11 protein-coding genes and 2 pseudogenes are annotated in these 16,119 nt (G+C 60.9%); 5 read left to right on the forward strand and 8 right to left on the reverse strand.

Features of this window, described 5'->3' with window-relative positions; translation table 11 throughout:
• Window positions 1-23: 23 nt before the first annotated feature.
• From CJD35_RS02600 to CJD35_RS02610, 3 genes and pseudogenes are all read left to right on the forward strand, one after another.
• A pseudogene (locus tag CJD35_RS02600) lies at window positions 24-2,776 on the forward strand (ATP-dependent DNA helicase).
• Window positions 2,773-3,315, forward strand: coding sequence for a SixA phosphatase family protein (locus CJD35_RS02605; protein WP_017181505.1), 543 nt, complete (start codon window positions 2,773-2,775; stop codon window positions 3,313-3,315). The pseudogene CJD35_RS02600 and the gene CJD35_RS02605 overlap by 4 nt, the downstream one beginning before the upstream one ends.
• A 14-nt stretch (window positions 3,316-3,329) precedes the next feature.
• Complete coding sequence (locus CJD35_RS02610) at window positions 3,330-3,752, forward strand: GNAT family N-acetyltransferase (protein WP_244917200.1); 423 nt, start codon at window positions 3,330-3,332, stop codon at window positions 3,750-3,752.
• A 115-nt stretch (window positions 3,753-3,867) separates the two neighbouring features.
• Here the strand turns inward: CJD35_RS02610 and istB are convergent, their stop codons facing one another.
• Window positions 3,868-4,596 (reverse strand): IS21-like element helper ATPase IstB, encoded by a 729-nt coding sequence (gene istB, locus CJD35_RS02615; protein ID WP_031304487.1) that lies wholly within the window; start codon window positions 4,594-4,596, stop codon window positions 3,868-3,870.
• The gene (gene istA / locus CJD35_RS02620) at window positions 4,583-6,097 is read right to left on the reverse strand and encodes an IS21 family transposase (protein ID WP_021238707.1); all 1,515 of its coding nucleotides are present in this window, start codon (window positions 6,095-6,097) and stop codon (window positions 4,583-4,585) included. The genes istB and istA overlap by 14 nt, the downstream gene beginning before the upstream one ends.
• 154 nt (window positions 6,098-6,251) lie before the next feature.
• Here istA and CJD35_RS23510 point away from each other — a divergent pair, with 154 nt between their 5' ends.
• The gene (locus CJD35_RS23510) at window positions 6,252-6,383 is read left to right on the forward strand and encodes a hypothetical protein (RefSeq protein ID WP_338057774.1); all 132 of its coding nucleotides are present in this window, start codon (window positions 6,252-6,254) and stop codon (window positions 6,381-6,383) included.
• Here the strand turns inward: CJD35_RS23510 and CJD35_RS02630 are convergent.
• From CJD35_RS02630 to CJD35_RS23550, 6 genes and pseudogenes are all read right to left on the reverse strand, one after another.
• Window positions 6,378-6,719, reverse strand: coding sequence for a MerR family transcriptional regulator (locus tag CJD35_RS02630; protein ID WP_017181507.1), 342 nt, complete (start codon window positions 6,717-6,719; stop codon window positions 6,378-6,380). The genes CJD35_RS23510 and CJD35_RS02630 overlap by 6 nt on opposite strands.
• 383 nt (window positions 6,720-7,102) lie before the next feature.
• Window positions 7,103-8,035 carry a 3'-5' exonuclease gene (locus CJD35_RS02635; protein ID WP_095686763.1) on the reverse strand — a complete coding sequence of 311 codons (933 nt, stop codon included), beginning with the start codon at window positions 8,033-8,035 and terminating at the stop codon, window positions 7,103-7,105.
• A complete protein-coding gene (locus CJD35_RS02640) occupies window positions 8,032-8,940 on the reverse strand; it encodes a carbon-nitrogen hydrolase family protein (RefSeq protein WP_095686764.1) in 909 nt (302 codons plus the stop codon). The genes CJD35_RS02635 and CJD35_RS02640 overlap by 4 nt, the downstream gene beginning before the upstream one ends.
• Window positions 8,937-12,026 (reverse strand): RNA-directed DNA polymerase, encoded by a 3,090-nt coding sequence (locus CJD35_RS02645; protein ID WP_157742270.1) that lies wholly within the window; start codon window positions 12,024-12,026, stop codon window positions 8,937-8,939. The genes CJD35_RS02640 and CJD35_RS02645 overlap by 4 nt, the downstream gene beginning before the upstream one ends.
• Before the next feature lie 76 nt (window positions 12,027-12,102).
• Window positions 12,103-12,933 (reverse strand): toprim domain-containing protein, encoded by an 831-nt coding sequence (locus tag CJD35_RS02650; RefSeq protein ID WP_244917201.1) that lies wholly within the window; start codon window positions 12,931-12,933, stop codon window positions 12,103-12,105.
• Between the two features lie 15 nt (window positions 12,934-12,948).
• A pseudogene (locus CJD35_RS23550) lies at window positions 12,949-13,137 on the reverse strand (CHC2 zinc finger domain-containing protein); the annotation flags it as partial.
• A 1,085-nt stretch (window positions 13,138-14,222) separates the two neighbouring features.
• On the opposite strand from CJD35_RS23550, the gene CJD35_RS02660 reads away from it, so the two are divergent.
• Window positions 14,223-16,067 (forward strand): hypothetical protein, encoded by a 1,845-nt coding sequence (locus CJD35_RS02660; RefSeq protein ID WP_095686768.1) that lies wholly within the window; start codon window positions 14,223-14,225, stop codon window positions 16,065-16,067.
• The last annotated feature ends 52 nt before the right edge of the window (window positions 16,068-16,119 follow it).

Here is a 16,119-nt window from a genome sequence, read left to right on the forward strand (position 1 = left end):
TCCCGCTCGCTTAAACGGGGCGGGTGATCGATCCAGCATCCCTGCCAGCCCTCCACGCCAGTCATGGCGGCATCTGGTTGCGCGAAGGCGGTCGGACGCAAGGTCTGGCCAAGGGGCAGGCTATCGGTCGCGCGGCAGAAACGCCGGTGCTGCTGCTCAATGCGCCGCTGACCGGCCAGCGCCTGGGCTATCCCGATCTAAACGGCCTGGACCTGCTGGAACTTTGGGCGTTTCTCCACCCTGCCCGCTTCCTTGTCCCCACGCCCAAGGGGCTGGCGCAAGCGCTTGGCCTGCCGGTACCGGGCGCGGAAGCGGACATTCCCGCCTTGCTCCAGAATGCGACGCAGGCCCTGCTCGACCGGCTCGAATCGCCGGACTGGCGTGAGCGGGAAGGCGCTTGGACGTCGGCGCAGACGCTGCACCGGCTGCGCTGGCCCTGGTCGCCGCTGGTCGCGCCGCGCATCGCCAAGCCGCGTGAGGCCGAGCGCTGGCTGTTTTCCAAATTGCCCGAATGGGAGGAAGCGCAGCCCCGCCCTGCCCCGCGCACCGTGATGCTGGACGAGGCGCAGGTGCTGGACCGGCTCGACACGCTGACCGGCGCCGGAGCGGAGGCGCGTCCGGGCCAGCGCGCCTATGCCACCGCCGCGATCGGCCCGTTCCGCCCGCGCGCGCACCGCGACCAGCCCAACATGCTGCTGGCGGAAGCGGGCACCGGCATTGGCAAGACATTGGGGTATCTTGCGCCCGCCTCGCTCTGGGCGGCGCAAGCGCAGGGGACGGTGTGGGTATCCACCTATACCAAGGCGCTGCAACGCCAGCTTGACCGCGAATCACTGCGGCTGTTTCCCGACGCGGCGGTCGCGGCCAGGCGGGTGGTGGTCCGCAAGGGGCGGGAAAATTATCTCTGCCTGCTCAATCTGGAAGATGCGTTGCAGGGGGCTTTAGCGGCCGGGCCGCGATATTGGCGCAACTGGTCGCGCGCTGGGCGGCTTTCAGCAAGGATGGGGATATGGTCGGCGGCGACCTGCCCGGCTGGCTGCCCACCCTGTTCCGCCGCAACGGCTCCACCGCGCTGACCGACCGGCGCGGCGAATGCATCTATGCCGGCTGCCCGCATTATCGCAAATGCTTCATCGAGCGGTCGGCCCGCGCGTCCGCCGATGCCGACATCGTCATCGCCAATCATGCGCTGGTGATGATCAACGCGGCGCGCGGCCGCGAAACCGGCCAGCGACCCCAGCGGATCGTCTTTGACGAAGGCCATCATCTGTTTGACGCTGCCGATTCGACCTTTTCCGTCGCCTTGTCGGGACAGGAGGCGATCGAGCTGCGCCGCTGGATCATGGGGCCGGAGGGCGGATCGCGCGGGCGACGGCGCGGCCTGTCGGCGCGCCTGTCCGACCTTGCCAGCTATGATGTGGAGGGCGGAGAGGCGATCCGCGCCGCCACCGACGCGGCGCTGGCCCTGCCCGCCGACGAATGGCTGAAGCGCGTCGTGGCCGATGAGCCGTTCGGACCGCTTGAAGCCCTCTTTACGGCCGTGCGCGGCACTGTCTTTGCGCGTGCCGCGGACACGGGCGAGGCCGATGCAGGCTATGGACTGGAGACCGAACTGGCCGCCCCGGATGGTCCGCTGGTCGAGGCGGCGCAGGAGGCCGCGCTGGCGCTCGATGCTTTGCTGCGCCCGCTGACGCACCTGTCGCGACGGCTGGAGGCAGTGATCGAGGATGCACCCGACTGGCTGGACGGCGCGGCGCGAGCGCGAATCGAGGGGGCGGTGGCCTCGCTCGGCTGGCGGCGCGACCTGATCAGCGCATGGCTGGCGCTGCTGGCGCGGATCGGCGGTCCGGCCGACCCCGACTATGTCGACTGGATGACGGTCGACCGGGTCGAGGGGCGGGAATATGACATTGGCATCCACCGCCACTGGCTGGACCCCAGCCGACCGCTTGCCGAAACCGTATTGAAGCCCGCACAGGGTGTGATCGTCACCTCCGCGACGCTGAAAGGCGGGGGTGACTGGAGCGACGCGGAAAGCCGCAGCGGCGCTGTCCACCTGCCCCACGGCGCCGGACGGTTCGAGGCCGGCAGCCCGTTCGATTATGCCGCGCGCGCGCAAGTGCTGATCGTCACCGACATCAAGCGGGGCGATCTCGCCGCCTTGTCGGGCGCCTATGGCCGCCTGATCGAAGCGGCGGGCGGTGGCACGCTGGGGCTGTTCACCGCTATCCGGCGATTGCGCGCCGTCCATGCCCGCATCGCCGACCGGCTGGCGCGCGCGGGGCTGCCGCTCTACGCCCAGCATGTCGATCCGATCGACACGGGCACGCTGGTCGATATTTTTCGCGACGATCCGCGCGCTTCGCTGTTGGGGACGGACGCGCTGCGCGACGGCGTGGACGTGCCCGGCCATTCGCTGCGCCTGGTGGTGATGGAGGGGGTGCCATGGTCCAAGCCGACGGTGCTGCACGCCGCGCGGCGGCTGGCCAATGGCGGCAATGCCTATGACGACCGGCTGATTCGTGCGCGGCTGGCGCAGGCGTTCGGCCGCCTGATCCGCCGGGCCGAGGACAAGGGCTGTTTCGTCATCCTGTCGGCCGCCATGCCCAGTCGCTTGCTCAGCGCCTTTCCGCCCGGCACGCCGATCCGCCGGGTGACGCTGGACGAAGCGATCATAGCGGTCAGTGTCGCTTCGCGACGCGAAACCCTTGGCGAAACTGCGTCCTTAGGGCATCAGGGACACGAATCCGGCCACAGCCATCTGGAGAGAGAATGAAGCGGCTGACCCTGTTGCGCCACGCCAAGTCCGACTGGGACGATCCGGTGGCCCGCGACTTCGACCGGCCCTTGAATCATCGGGGCGAGAAGGCGGCGCTGTTGATGGGCCAGTTTGCCGCCCAGCGGCAGATGCAGTTCGACATGCTGGTGGCGTCGCCCGCGGTGCGGGTGGTGCAGACGCTGGAGACATTTTTCACCGGCTTTGGCGAATCGCTCGACGCGCGTTGGGACAGGCGCATCTATCTCGCCTCCTCCCCGACATTGTTCGATGTCATCCGCGACCTGCCCGAAAGCACCGACAGCGCCCTGCTGGCCGGGCATAATCCGGGGCTGGAGGAGTTGATCCTCGATCTCGTCCCCGACGATGGCGCCAATCCTCTGCGCGAGGATGTGGAGGTCAAGTTCCCGACCGCCAGCATCGCGGTGCTGGACCTCAAAGTCGACCGCTGGAGCGAGGCGCGGGAGAATATCGCCACGCTGGTCAGCTTCACCCGCCCGCGCGATCTGGACCCGGCGCTGGGTCCGGGGACGCGCTGACGGGGCTGGCGGCCATGACGCCCATAATCTGGCGCGTCGCGGGGGCCGACGATGGCCCTGCGCTTTCCATCCTTGGCGGGGCGACCTTCCTGTCCAGCTTCGCCCACGACCATCCCGGCGCGGCGCTGGTCAGTCATATCCGCACCGCCCATGGCATCCCTTATTATGAGGCCGCACTGGCCGATCCTGAGCAGACCGTCCTGATTGGCGAGACACCATTTGGCGCGCCGGTGGGCTATGCGATGATCACGCCGCCTGACCTGCCGATCGCGACCGATCCGGCCTGCGACCGGGAATTGAAGCGGCTCTATCTGCTGTCGGGCTGGCAGGGTGGCGGGCATGGCGATACGATCATGGACCTGGTTGCGCAGGAATGTCAAACGGCGTTCAAAAGGGACCCCCGATCGGCGTCGAAGAGGGACCCCCTTTTCAGATAATATGATGCTGGTTTGTTGAAGATGGCCTTGCGCTGCGTGCGGCGGAGGGCGGGCGTAGCCCGACCGGAGGCGCGCGCAGCGCAAGATAGATTTTTGAAGGCGCCGAAGGTGGCTGTCAGCTGCGGTTTTTGAAGCGCCAGCTGTCGTTGCCCGTCTCGACGATATCGCAGTGGTGGGTGACGCGGTCGAGCAGCGCCGTGGTCATCTTGGGATCGCCGAACACGGTCGGCCATTCGCCGAAGGCGAGGTTCGTGGTGATGATGACGCTGGTCCGCTCATAAAGCTTGCTGATGAGGTGGAACAGCAACTGCCCTCCCGAGCGGGCGAACGGCAGATAACCGAGCTCGTCGAGAACGATCAGGTCGAGCCGCGACAGCTGCGCCGCCAGGGTCCCGCCTTTGCCGATCCGGGTCTCCTCTTCGAGGCGTGTCACCAGATCGACGGTGTTGAAGTAGCGGGCGCGAGCGCCCCTTCGCACGACATTGGCGGTGATCGCGATGGCGAGGTGGGTCTTGCCTGTCCCCGTGCCGCCGACCAGCACGATATTGCGGCGAGGCGGGAGGAAGGAGCCATCGTGAAGGGAGCGGATCATCTCCTCATTGATCGGTGTGCCCTCGAAGCTGAACCGCTCCAGGTCCTTCACCACGGGCAGCCTCGCAGCCGTCATCCGATAGCGGATGGAGGCTGCATCCCGGTGGGTCGCCTCAGCACGGAGCAGGTCGGTCAGTATCTCCATGGTGGTGCGCTTGCGCTGGAGGCCGGTGGTGACCGCCTCGTCGAACGCCGCCGCCATGCCCTTGAGTCCGAGGCCGCGCATCGTGTCGATCATATCATGCCGCTGCATCATAGCCTCGCAGCAGATCATAGCGGGCACAGTCGGCGAGCGGAGGATGCTGCAGCATCCGGTCTTCCGAAGTGACGATGCTGTGGGGTGTCGCCGGCTCGCGGCGCCGGGAGAGGATGTTGAGGATCAGCTCGTCGCTGGCCGTTCCGTTCGCCAACGCTTCGCGCACGGCAGCCTCTACCGGCTCCAGGCCATCGGTGAGCACCGCCGAGAGGACCCGCACGAACCTGCGATCGGCCTCGTCCCCGGTGCCGAGCCTTCGCCGTAATCGGTGCAGGGCGGGCGGCAGATCCCAGTCCTGGAACGGTGCGCCGTTACGCAGCGCGCCGGGCTTGTGCGCGAGGACCGGCAGATAATGCCAGGGATCGTATATCGTGCGGTTCCGACCGAAGTGGCGCTCATGCTCCCCGACGATCGCATCGCCGCAGCGTATGACGATGCGATCGGCATAGGAGCGCACCTGAACGGTCCGGCGTGCGGCCGTCGACATGACCGAGTAGCGGTTGCGATCGAAGCTGATGAGGCAGGTGCCGGTGACGGCATGCTCGCTCTCATGGAAGCCGTCGAACGGTGCCAGGATCGGCTGCAGGGCCGGTCGCTCCATATCCAGCGCCTCGGCGACGGTAATATCCCCGCGTTCGGGATGGGCATGATGCTCGGCCCAGCGCCGGCACTCGGCCTCCAGCCACCCGTTGAGCTCGGCCAGGCTGGCGAACCGGAGCCGCGGCTGGAAGAAGCGGCCTCGGATTGTCTGGACCTGCTGCTCGACCTGGCCCTTCTCCCATCCCGCCGCCGGCGAGCAGGCGGTCGGCTCGACCATGTAATGATCGGTCATGATCAGGAAGCGGCGGTTGAACACACGCTCCTTGCCGGTGAACACGGCCGTCACCGCCGTCTTCATATTATCGTAGATACCGCGTCGCGGCACACCGCCGAAGAACGCGAACGCCCGGGCATGGGCATCGAACAGCATCTCCTGGCCCTCGCGCGGATAGGCCCGGACATAGGGTGCGCGCGAGTCGCAGAGACGCATATGCGCCACCTTCACCCGCATCGGCTTGCCGGCGATCTCCACATCCTCGTGGCTCCAGTCGAACTGGTAGGCCTCACCCGGCTGGAAGGTCATCGGGATGAACGCCGGTGCGCCTTCGCCAGCATCCTTCCGCCGCGCAGCACGCCAGCGCGCCGCATAGCGGCGCACCGCATCATAGGATCCATCGAACCCCTCGCGCACCAGCAGGTCATGGATACGCGTCATCCGTAGCCGATCGCGGCGGCCGCGACCTTCGTTCTCCTCAAGCAGCGCATCGAGACGATCCTGATAAGGACCGATCCGCGGCAGCGGCTGGACTTTGCGCTGATAGTTGAACGCCGCCTCCGGCGACCGGATCGCTTTGCGGACGACCTTCCGCGACAAACGAAGGTCACGAGCGATCGCCTTGATCGCCTTACCCGCTGCATGCTCACGCCGAATCCGAACCACTGTCTCCACGATCAACATCCCGTTCTCGCCAACTGATCAAAACCAGTCGGCCGACTAAATCCCCGGGATGAAGGGGTCCTTTTTGCACGCCGATCACCCCACGAAGGGGGTGCCTATTGCACGCTGATCCTCAGCGCAGGAAGCCCGGCGGCGCGGGGCCAGCCGCCTGCTACTGGCCGTCTATCCCCAAAATGACCGGGCGCGGCGCTTCTATGCGCGGCATGATTTCGTTGAGGTGGGATCGCTGACCTTCATGGTTGGCGACGTGCCGTTCCGCGACCTGATCTACGCGCGGCAATTATAGGCGAATGGCGCGGGCCAGTTGGTCGCGTATGCCCTCCAGCCGCGCCAGCAGATCATCGTGCGTCCCTGGCTCCGGCACATCCGGCGATACGGTCCCATTGCCATCGACCAGCATCTTCTGCGCGCCCTTCACAGTGAAGCCTTCGATGTTGAGCAGATCATGGATGCGACGGGCCAGCGCCACGTCGGCGGGACGGTAGTAGCGGCGATTGCCGGAACGCTGGAGCGGGCGCAGTTGCGGGAAACGCGTTTCCCAATAGCGCAATATATGCTGGGGCAGGCCCAATTCATCAGCCAGTTCACTGATGGTCAGCAATGCACCCTCTGCCTTTTTCATGACAGCAATGTTGCACCCTAAGACCCATCAAGGTCAATCACGGTAAACTACGGGTTAGCGCGGAAAACATGCAACTGCACAGCATCGAGGCCCGGCGATCGAACGCCCGCCTGCAAGATGGTGACCCCTACGGGAGGGGGTGGCGTTTAAGATAATATCTATTAAACAGTAGGTTATAAGATTGGTCAATAGGCAATTTCGATGCCTCATGGACCAGTTAAATGGACCACAAGATTTCCGACATGCCTACGCGCAGCACACCGGCCGACGGTCTGCTTGTCGGCCATCATTGGGACTTTGCGCTCGGTCTGCTTCGGAGCGTTGGAATGGAATAGCGGACCTTTCGCAACGCCCTATCGCCAGCTTCCTGACTGACTTTTGGACTAACGGGATTCAATGAATCGTTCACGGGCAGTTATGAAGCGCAACCTCGGCCGCCCGCTGCCGGAGTACACTTCTTCTTCCAACCACGTGGCCTCCCTCTCAAAATCTGACTTGCGCAGTTCCTTCCACCAGAAGCGGCCATTGGGATCCCATCTGTATCCACGATGCTTGAGCATATCCTTGGTCTCAAAAGGAGCCCCCACGGCTTCGATGCGCACGCTCTCCGCAATGCACTCTTCGAGCAGATGCGAAAAAATCGTACTTCCGTCCGGCAACTGTAGCCCCAACAAAGTCGTAAGCGCGACAACGTCGTTCGCAGCTCGATGGCCGTCGAAATAAAGGCCGCTCTGTAGTAATAGATGCCCGAGTGCACGACCATCAAATCCGAGTTTCTGCCAATCCAGCTGGGCAAGACTGCATCCCCATGACTTATCGCGCAGTTGCGGAAAGCGACGGTCGAAAAATGGCCTGTCAAATCTGGCATTGTGAGCTACAATTATCTCTGCAGAAGACAGCCGCCTGATGACCTCAACTTCGTCGAATGCCTTATCCCTGAGGTCGGCGTCAGTAAGGCCCGTCAGTTGGCTAATTTTCTCAGGCAAAGGTTGGTGGGGATCTTCAAGCCAGCTTCGAACGCGTTCGACCTTCGTGATACGTCCCTTTTGATCGAATGCGAAGCGTTGCGCGGCGATCTCGACCATTCGGTCCTGAGCGGGGTCCAATCCCGTTGTCTCACAGTCGATGACGACTCCTATACGCTCGTCTCCAACGAGAGGCGGCAACTCCTCGAACCCGATTAGCGGATCCAGCGCCCGGAGCACGCGATATCCTTCGAGCTTCTCCAGTTGACGTGCGAGCTCTTCACCATCCGACCTTTTCGGCTGGGAGGCGATGGTTTCGCCTCCTAGCAGTCGCTTTAGCAGTGACGTCATCCGAACTTGGCCAGTTGCTGCACTAGGGCCTCCGAAAAATCGTAGCCGGGCGGGAGGCTTTTAAACTCCCTCTCGCCTCTAAAGCTCGGGTATTCTTTATGCTGGTGAAGGTCGAGTCGTGATACAGGCAGGCTTATTATCTGGCCGGTGGCAAGACCTGCGCCTGAATGGTGGAAGATAGTGCGCCTTTCGGCGTGGCGGTATGGGCATACGACCTGCGAACCGCCGAAGTGGCCGCAATTGCATACGATCACGTTGCAGAAGACCATTCGGGACACCGCTTCCGCCACGTGCCGAAAGGAGGTGGCGTCCTTGTTGAGCGCCAGAATGAAGAGATGCTGGACTTTTCCGCGATACATTGCGATCCGTTCGAGATCGAGAAAGTCGTAGCAGACCATCACGCCAAATGTGCCGACGTCTCCGCCGTCGAACAGCCAAACCGAAGGGTCGCGCTTGAACTCGCAAGCCACCGACTTGAGCTTCTTCTCCTCTTCTGGAGCCGGATAAGTCTTCCCGATGCGACGAGTGGTGGCCCTGGCGCCCATCTTCTTACCGCGCCACTGCCTGGGAACGATGAGAAGCGCCTCGTTGTGGACCTCGCCAAAAGACGATCCAGCCCGATAGTCCAAACCGGCGATCACGACAGATTGCATCTTGTCCGCCATCGCCTTAAGCTTCGTTTCGAAGCCGGTCGGGACGGCGAGTTCTGGCAGAACGATGATGTCCGGCCGGGGTTGCTCTTGCTGAAACGCCGCGAAATAGCCACGGATCTCCGAGATCGCGCGCTCCTCCTCGCAACGAGACATCTTGGCATTTCCGATCCACGCGGCCTCTGGATCGAGTGAGGTTTGGATTACACCGAGTTTTAGGCTGTCCGCCAAAGGCGACACGTACGGCGTGGTCATGCGTGTAACTCATGCTCTGGCGCATGCTCCGCGCCGAACGCTCCGAGATGTCGGAGCCGGACGGGTATCAGCTGGCGCGGTTGGTGCTCAAGAACGGTCATCTGGCTCAGCTCCAGCATATGTTGTGCATCCCCGAGAAGCACCTCTAACTCCTCGCTAGTGTTGATCGGAGTGTCGAATTCAGTGTCGTCTGCCGCCAAACCCGCGAGATTTCCGAACAGCGGTGGGAACACATGCAGGAGCGAGGTTTCAGCGTTCCTTGGTAGCAAGCATGACTGCAGGATGGTCAGAGTGAATGATGATATCGGAAGACGTTCAAGATCGCTCCCGACAATGTCAAGCAGGCTCCGCTCCTGCCCACGAATGTTCCAGGCCGCTGGGAGTGCAAAGCTCTGGCGAAGCATGCCCCAGAGCAACTGACCGATCGGGCGCAGCCTCTTCGGCCACGCTCGATCAGCGCGGTCGAGCATACCGGCATATCGATAGTCTCTAATCGGTGGGTCGATCAGCTTAACCTTGTCCTCTCGAGATTTGCGACGCCAGCCCTCCCACGTAAGTTTCCCTCCATCTAATATATCTGCGGCGTTAAACCAGATCTCTGGGATGCAGATGTTTTCGGGGTGTAGGTCGTCGAGAATGTCGGCGTCGGGACCATCAATTGCGGATAGAGGCTCGACGATCTGTCTGATAACTTCCAACGCGGTCCATTCCGACCGCCGCGGATCGCTCGCCGGCAAGGCAGAGGCGAATTCCACCCATCGGGTAAGCGATCGTCCGGGTGTCGCTGCAAGGTGGCGTTTTGCCGCGATCACCGCTGCATTTTCATTAACGATCCCGGCGAGCCGGTCGGGGGCGGCATGTGCGGCGTCGAGAAGCCATCCGGCGTCGTCGGGCTTGAGCGCCGCGGGATTCTCAGAGATGTACTGCCAGCCCGAATCCGGCAAAAGACGCGGGTAACGTCGAAGACTGTTCCAGTCAGTCGGCTTGCTCGGCCGGTGTGCCTCTGCGACGAGGGGCCAATAGTCGGGAGCGGAGTTCCGGTAGGCAAGTGTCGTCGAAAAGAACCAGTGATACCACACACCAAGTTCTGTTCCCGTTGACCGAGCGAGATCCGCAACTCCCTGGATTTCCTCCCCGAGACCGAGGGAGCCGGCGCGGTCGCGCATGTTGCGGGCCAAATCCGGTTCGATGGCCTCGAGTTCTACAGCTCCGATAACGAGAGCTGCAGCGAATGCAGTCAAGGCGTTCCATTGAAAGAACTGTAGTGGCTCGGCCCGCTCCGCCGTGGGCACGAACGTTTCCAGTTGGGCAGACAGGAGGTTAGAAATGAATGACCTGGCGGCGGCGCGTTCACGGTGGAGTGCATCTAGGCGAGTGGCTGATTCGCTGGCCGTCAGAACATGGCGGGCCAAAGCTTGCAGCCCTGTTGAGCCAAGATAGCATTTTAGAAGGCGGAGTTGGCCTCGCTCGTTCCCTCTCATCCACGCTACAATCTGGGGGAGGCCGTCATGTCCGGTCGCGCGACAGAAGTCGAGAAGTCGGGTAAAGAGTCGGACTTTGTCTGGATGGGTTGAGAATGCTTCGAACAGGAGCGCGAAGTGTCGCTTGAGCAGAGTGCTCCACTCCTTCCGTTCATCTTCCTCTAACGTCTCAACGTCCGTCTTCAGCGATGCGATCTCTGCGAGGAGTGCATCATCATTCGACTTTTTCGATAACGCAGCGAGTCTGCGATGCGCGACAAGCAACTTGTCGCTGGGTCGAAAGAGGGAAGGCGTGAGTGCGGCAATCTGCGCCGCCGCGAAAGCCATTCGAGTGTCGCCGCGGATCTCTTGATCGGGAATGTTTGCGAGCAGGAGCCATTCAAGCTGCTCCATTCTCTGACCTCTGCCCGAATCGGTTAGAAGATCGAAATCGGTTGCGGCAAGCATCGAAACTTGCGCTAGTGTCCGAGTCATCAGCTCCGTCGGCTTGCGACCGTTCACTGCGGCAGCGGACGACGCTCGTTGAATTAGGTCCTCGATCTTTTCGCCAGGAGGCAACTCCTCGTCGCGGTGGAGGATCCACTTCAGTTCGGGCGGGACGTACTTGTCGGGCTCAATTTCTGCGCCGATGTCATGCTTAGCGAGAAGTTCTGCGTACAGGGACAACCAACTGACCAGAGACTCGAAGTCGTAGGCAAGGATTTCGTGATCGTCGACGAAACGGAAGTGAGCTATGTCGCGCCGCGCTGCGAGCAATGTCTCCACCTCTAAGTCTACCGGAAGCATAGCGACATTGGCAAGAAAGCCGCCTACGAAAAGTCCCGTTGGAATTCGTTCAAATATGCCCGGATTTACAGGCGGCACCACCTCTGACTTGGTCTCCTCGCTCACGCCCTCTGTCTGGACGGTGAATGTCAGCATCTGGTCGATGAGTGAGGCAAGTTCATCCGTATAGCCAGGCAGGAACGAAGCGAACGACATTGCAATCGCCGCTTTCCTCACCGACGGATAGAATTTGCTAAGATCCAAAGAAGCCGCGAAAATCTTGTCGTCGGCCGGCGTCGGCTTCGACCAATGCTCGGGGGCGAGATATGCGAGGCCCTCCGACTGCTTGAGCGCCAATCGCTCGCCGGCATCGAGTTCACCTTCGTCGATCGTTGCCGACACCATACGGCGAGCAGTCAGCGATATGTGCCTCCGGTAGAGCGGCCAGCTATGCTTGAAATGTCGGTACAGGTTTCCGCCCGAATGACGGTAGGGACCTATGTTCAGCTTCGAATGGGGTTCATCCGGCGCACTCTGCTCATACCATGCCGCACGGTAGAGCCGATTGCCGTAGCTCCATGCAGGCATCCTTTTGTCCATCTCGGGGCCTAGGACGTTTGCAAGTGCGATCCATGCGACTTGATCCCGGACGGCGAGCTGGAAGTACTGTCGAAATCGCGGTTTACCTTGAGCATCAGGCTTTTTCGGCTGGGGGACTAGCCGAAGCGGTGCACAGGTGTATTTCCATTCGGCGAAATCCGAGCGGATCCCTTCAAGCTCAGCTTCAAGATTGAGCTCAAACTCTGCCAACTCTGCCTGATCAAACAGCCCGTCAGCCATGCGGTAGCATTTGCGGGCCTTACGCCACGCCCAAAGCAAGTTTTCTGGGAGTATGAGCAGCTCTCTCCAAATCATACTAAGCCTTCCGAATGGCGATCAAGTAGTCGTTAAGGTCGTTGCATCCCGCAGGAAGCCGTTTTCGGACAATTGTCAGCCCATGCGGGGCGAAAAGCGAGGACATGCGCTTTGCGAAGCCACGGCCGGCCTTATCCGCGTCACCGAGGACCGAGAGGTTCCGCCCTCGAAATTGTGCGATCGTTTGATCATCAAGGCGGCTGCTCGCGCCCAGCAGGCCGACAGCGTCCATGTCGAGTTCGAAAGCCGACAGGACGTCAGTGACGCCCTCGCACAGGGTTATGGTCCTTTGAGCGATGGAGAGCGCGTCGGCGTTGAATAGCGGTGGAGGAAGTGAATGCGGACAGTACCAGCGCTTGATGCGCTTGCCGTCTGGCCGGCGAGCCTGGAGATAAATCACGTTACCATCCACCAAGAACGGGAAAAGCAAATAGTTGGAGGGAAAAACAAACTCGTCGCCCCACCGAGCTTCCTTCAGGAGGCCGCACGCGACGAGGCGTTGCCGGCTCCATTTGGCCGTAGCGACATGGAGCAGGTCTTGCCCATTTCCGATCTGACCCACTCGAAAATGAGCCAAGGTCGCGCGACCGAAACCGCGGGAGGCAAGATATTGCGCGCCGTCCGGCCGAAGTGGCGACCTTTCGAGAATCCATCCAAAGACGTCGGGGTCTGCCTGTGTCTGGGCTCCAATGACGGCTGCGTCTTCCAGATTGGGCTGTTGCATGACTCTTCGAATCCGACCGCTTTTCGCGCGTCCGGTTGTAGCGGTGCCTCCCAGGTATCTGGCTTCAAGCCAGCGACAGGCATCGACGAAATCGATCCCGTGCATCATTTTCACCAAGTCGATTACAGAGCCTCGTCTATTGCAAGCGAAGCAAACGAAGCGGTTCGTAGCAACTCGAACGGCGAAGGACGGAGTCGCGTCGTCGTGACCCGGCAGCCGGCACCGACCGCCGCCGCTCCTAGAAAGGTTGAAGCCTAGGTCCTTCGCAACCGTCGAGATTGGGATCGCCTTGATCGGCGCAAGATCGAACACTGCTCCCCCTTCAACTCCTTAAAAAGCGATATAATGATATTCGCGTGGGAACCAAGGGTTGAGGAGATGAAGTGCAACCAAATACATATTTGTCGCAGTTCCTGGATTGCTGCTCTGTCCAGACTGACGGATTTGTCGCGACGTCCCAACAGGTAAATTGGCGGCTGGGCGCAATATTGTTCGCGCGTCGGGCGAGCTCGTTCGTAATTGTGCGTAAGGCGCCGGTGGAGTGTACTGACTACGAGTTCGCTGGGCTGCGCGCTCTCCCGGGAGGGATGGCTCGCGCGACGTCGGATTTTGAATCTGAGACAGTTCAAGACATCTTGCTCCGCTCGCTGTTGGAGCGTGTCCGCCGCGAGGCAAGTCTTGAGCCCGAGATGCTCGGCAAAGTCGAGCTTGCCCCGATGGGGCCGATAGTTTCGAGATACACGGCAAAGGGACGTAAGCGCTTAACGTTGATCGTTCCACACGTCTGTTGCGTTACTACCGAAGCGAAGGTCCTATCAGATGATCGTTCGGTCGACGAAGCTAAGTGGCAACCCCTTCCTCCAGACTGGATGGCGATCGCGCCTGCAAACCGGGTTGCGATTGCTCACTTTGTGTGGAGCAGGTTGCAAGATAGCGAACGTGCTCGTGCCGAAACGTCGGTTGGCGAAGCGGTGAGGCAGTGCTCAGAGTGGGCAACCATGATCGGATTGCCTGACGTCCCGACGCCGTGGGCAGGTGATGAGGCGCTGCAAGAGTGGCGGCAGGCATGGATATGGAGTTAGAGCGTTTGAAGCGGGCTCGATGTTCATTTTCCGGGCGTGCTCGCCAGTTGCCGTACGCCCACCTAACTCATTCAGAATAGCAAAGCAGTAAGTTATTATTTGTGCCCCGCACATTCAGGTCTGAACGGCCGAAGGGTTCGATATAAATAGAGGCGAGATCTAAAACTCAGCCTTCTTTGATTAAGCCCACGCTGAGAGCGAGACTTGGTAGCGCCGGACCTTCGAGGCTTCGTTGGCGCCACCCGCGCCTGCATTGGGGCGGTCTCGGCCTGAATGGGACCTTGCCCGTAGTTCTGAGATGCTCAATAAAAGGCGATGACCAACATCAAGATCAACGTCGCGTGTTCGACATTGCAACTGCGCGACGGGTTCATCCCGGTCCGAATATTCCAGGACAAGACCGAGCGCGATCTGATTGGTGATCGCGATTCTTTGCGACGCGCGCAGCATTTGGGCAATGCGACAGATGAGGATTCCGCAACCTTCGCCGCTCGTCTAACCCGCGCTAAGGCGGACGAACTGTCGATCTTTTCTTTCCACAAGGGCGTCGTTGGCAATCGCGCAGAGCTGCAAAGCGCGAGCTTATCCCGTACTCTAGTCACGCTTGGCGGGATTGGCGCGGATAATCGCAATCTGACTCTGATCGCCAGCGGCGGCAAAGTGATTGAACAAGCCAAGATGTCACTAGCCTCCGAGGACGGCGATGAAGGCGTCGCGCCTGGCAATACACTGAATATCTTCGACAATGCGCATGATTCCGAAGCAGTCCGTTGGGCGGTTCTCAACTGCCACGAATACACTCATGCAGATATTGTCATGCATTTACTGGAACATAAAATAGAACTGCTGGTGGTCGTAACGTTTAATACAGCAACCCAACTCTATTGGGAATACGCCGCTGCCGATGTTCACCGACTATTCTGCTTCATCGTGATCGTAAACGTCGCTGAGTTGGGAGGTTCGGGCGCGTTCGTGCCGTTCCGCAGGCTCGGCAACCAGCCCAACGCCACATTCAGAACTGCTGGACAGATCTTCTCGACGCGGGGGCCCGTCGAGACCACTGCTTACGTCGAACTCGACGTGGCGGAGCTTCGCCGCTTGCGGGAGCGCTACCGCGACGAGGGACTAGCCGGGCCAAAAGAAATGGACAGCACCAAGTATGTTCCTTTGGCACCTTCCGAACATTTCATGCGCACTCATGACCGCGCTGCCGGTGCACCGCCCGTCCGGAACATCCGGAACCTAGATCTTAATTGGAACAGCGATGATCCGCTGGTCGCCGTGGTCCAACTAAACTCAATTCCAGCCAAGCATTACGTTTCTTGCCGCTACCGTCTTGGCGAGCTCGACAAACTCGATGACCATGCGGGTGAGGTAGCGAATTTTGAAAGGAGCATGACGCATCGGTTAGCGGTGCTAGAGGAGCAGCTCTCGGCAACATCGGAGGGGGGAGAGCAGCTCGATTTTCTCGTTTTCCCCGAGGTGTTCGTTTCCCGGCAGTTTGCCGAGAATGTGATTGTTCCCTTCTGCGAGAGGACCAACGCCGTCGCGATTTGCGGAGTTGATTATCCGGGCAAGACCGATGAGGAAAATTGCAATTCGGCATGGGTGATAACCAGCGCGGGCCTCCATACCAGCTATGACAAAATCACCCGCTCACAATATGACGCGCTTGGCCGAAAAGAGGGCGAGCGCATGTCTTTGAAGCGTGGAGAGACGCTCTATCGATTCATCAATCGGGAGGGCCGCGCCTTTGGTGTACTCATCTGCTACGATTTTAGCCATTTCGATTTAGTCCATCGTATCAATCTTGAGGGACGCGATGAGCCACTCGACGTGCTGTTTGTCATTGCCCACAACCCGTTCGGCGAACTTTACCGAACCTGCTGTGTCGCCGACTCGCATCGATTCTACCAGCACATCGTCCTTTGTAATGTCGCATCCTACGGTGGCAGCGGTGTACTGGCACCATTGCGAACTGAAGGTGCGAGACAATCGCTGATGAATGCGGGCGTACGAAACGAGACAATCGCTTTGACCCGCCTAAGACTCAACGAGCAACGCGACGCCCGAACAAAGCCCGATTCGACCATTCACGAGGAAGCCAAAGATCGAGGCGCAATGATGCGCCGGCCAGGCGTCTATTCCCGGCGGCTCTGATTGGGCTGACCATTATTACCCAATAAGCGCATGGCGGGTTACCGCACGAGCG

Origin of the sequence: Sphingobium xenophagum (genome assembly GCF_002288285.1) — a bacterium.
In the GTDB taxonomy this organism is placed as follows: Bacteria; Pseudomonadota; Alphaproteobacteria; order Sphingomonadales; family Sphingomonadaceae; genus Sphingobium; species Sphingobium xenophagum.

Excerpts from the sequence above, each read along its gene's own strand:
- CJD35_RS02605 (WP_017181505.1), top strand. The coding sequence starts at position 2,773 with ATGAAGCGGCTGACCCTGTTGCGCCACGCCAAGTCCGACTGGGACGAT.
- CJD35_RS02610 (WP_244917200.1), top strand. The coding sequence starts at position 3,330 with ATGACGCCCATAATCTGGCGCGTCGCGGGGGCCGACGATGGCCCTGCG.
- istB (WP_031304487.1), bottom strand. The coding sequence starts at position 4,596 with ATGCAGCGGCATGATATGATCGACACGATGCGCGGCCTCGGACTCAAG.
- istA (WP_021238707.1), bottom strand. The coding sequence starts at position 6,097 with ATGTTGATCGTGGAGACAGTGGTTCGGATTCGGCGTGAGCATGCAGCG.
- CJD35_RS02630 (WP_017181507.1), bottom strand. The coding sequence starts at position 6,719 with ATGAAAAAGGCAGAGGGTGCATTGCTGACCATCAGTGAACTGGCTGAT.
- CJD35_RS02635 (WP_095686763.1), bottom strand. The coding sequence starts at position 8,035 with ATGACGTCACTGCTAAAGCGACTGCTAGGAGGCGAAACCATCGCCTCC.
- CJD35_RS02640 (WP_095686764.1), bottom strand. The coding sequence starts at position 8,940 with ATGACCACGCCGTACGTGTCGCCTTTGGCGGACAGCCTAAAACTCGGT.
- CJD35_RS02645 (WP_157742270.1), bottom strand. The coding sequence starts at position 12,026 with ATGGCTGACGGGCTGTTTGATCAGGCAGAGTTGGCAGAGTTTGAGCTC.
- CJD35_RS02650 (WP_244917201.1), bottom strand. The coding sequence starts at position 12,933 with ATGATGCACGGGATCGATTTCGTCGATGCCTGTCGCTGGCTTGAAGCC.
- CJD35_RS02660 (WP_095686768.1), top strand. The coding sequence starts at position 14,223 with ATGACCAACATCAAGATCAACGTCGCGTGTTCGACATTGCAACTGCGC.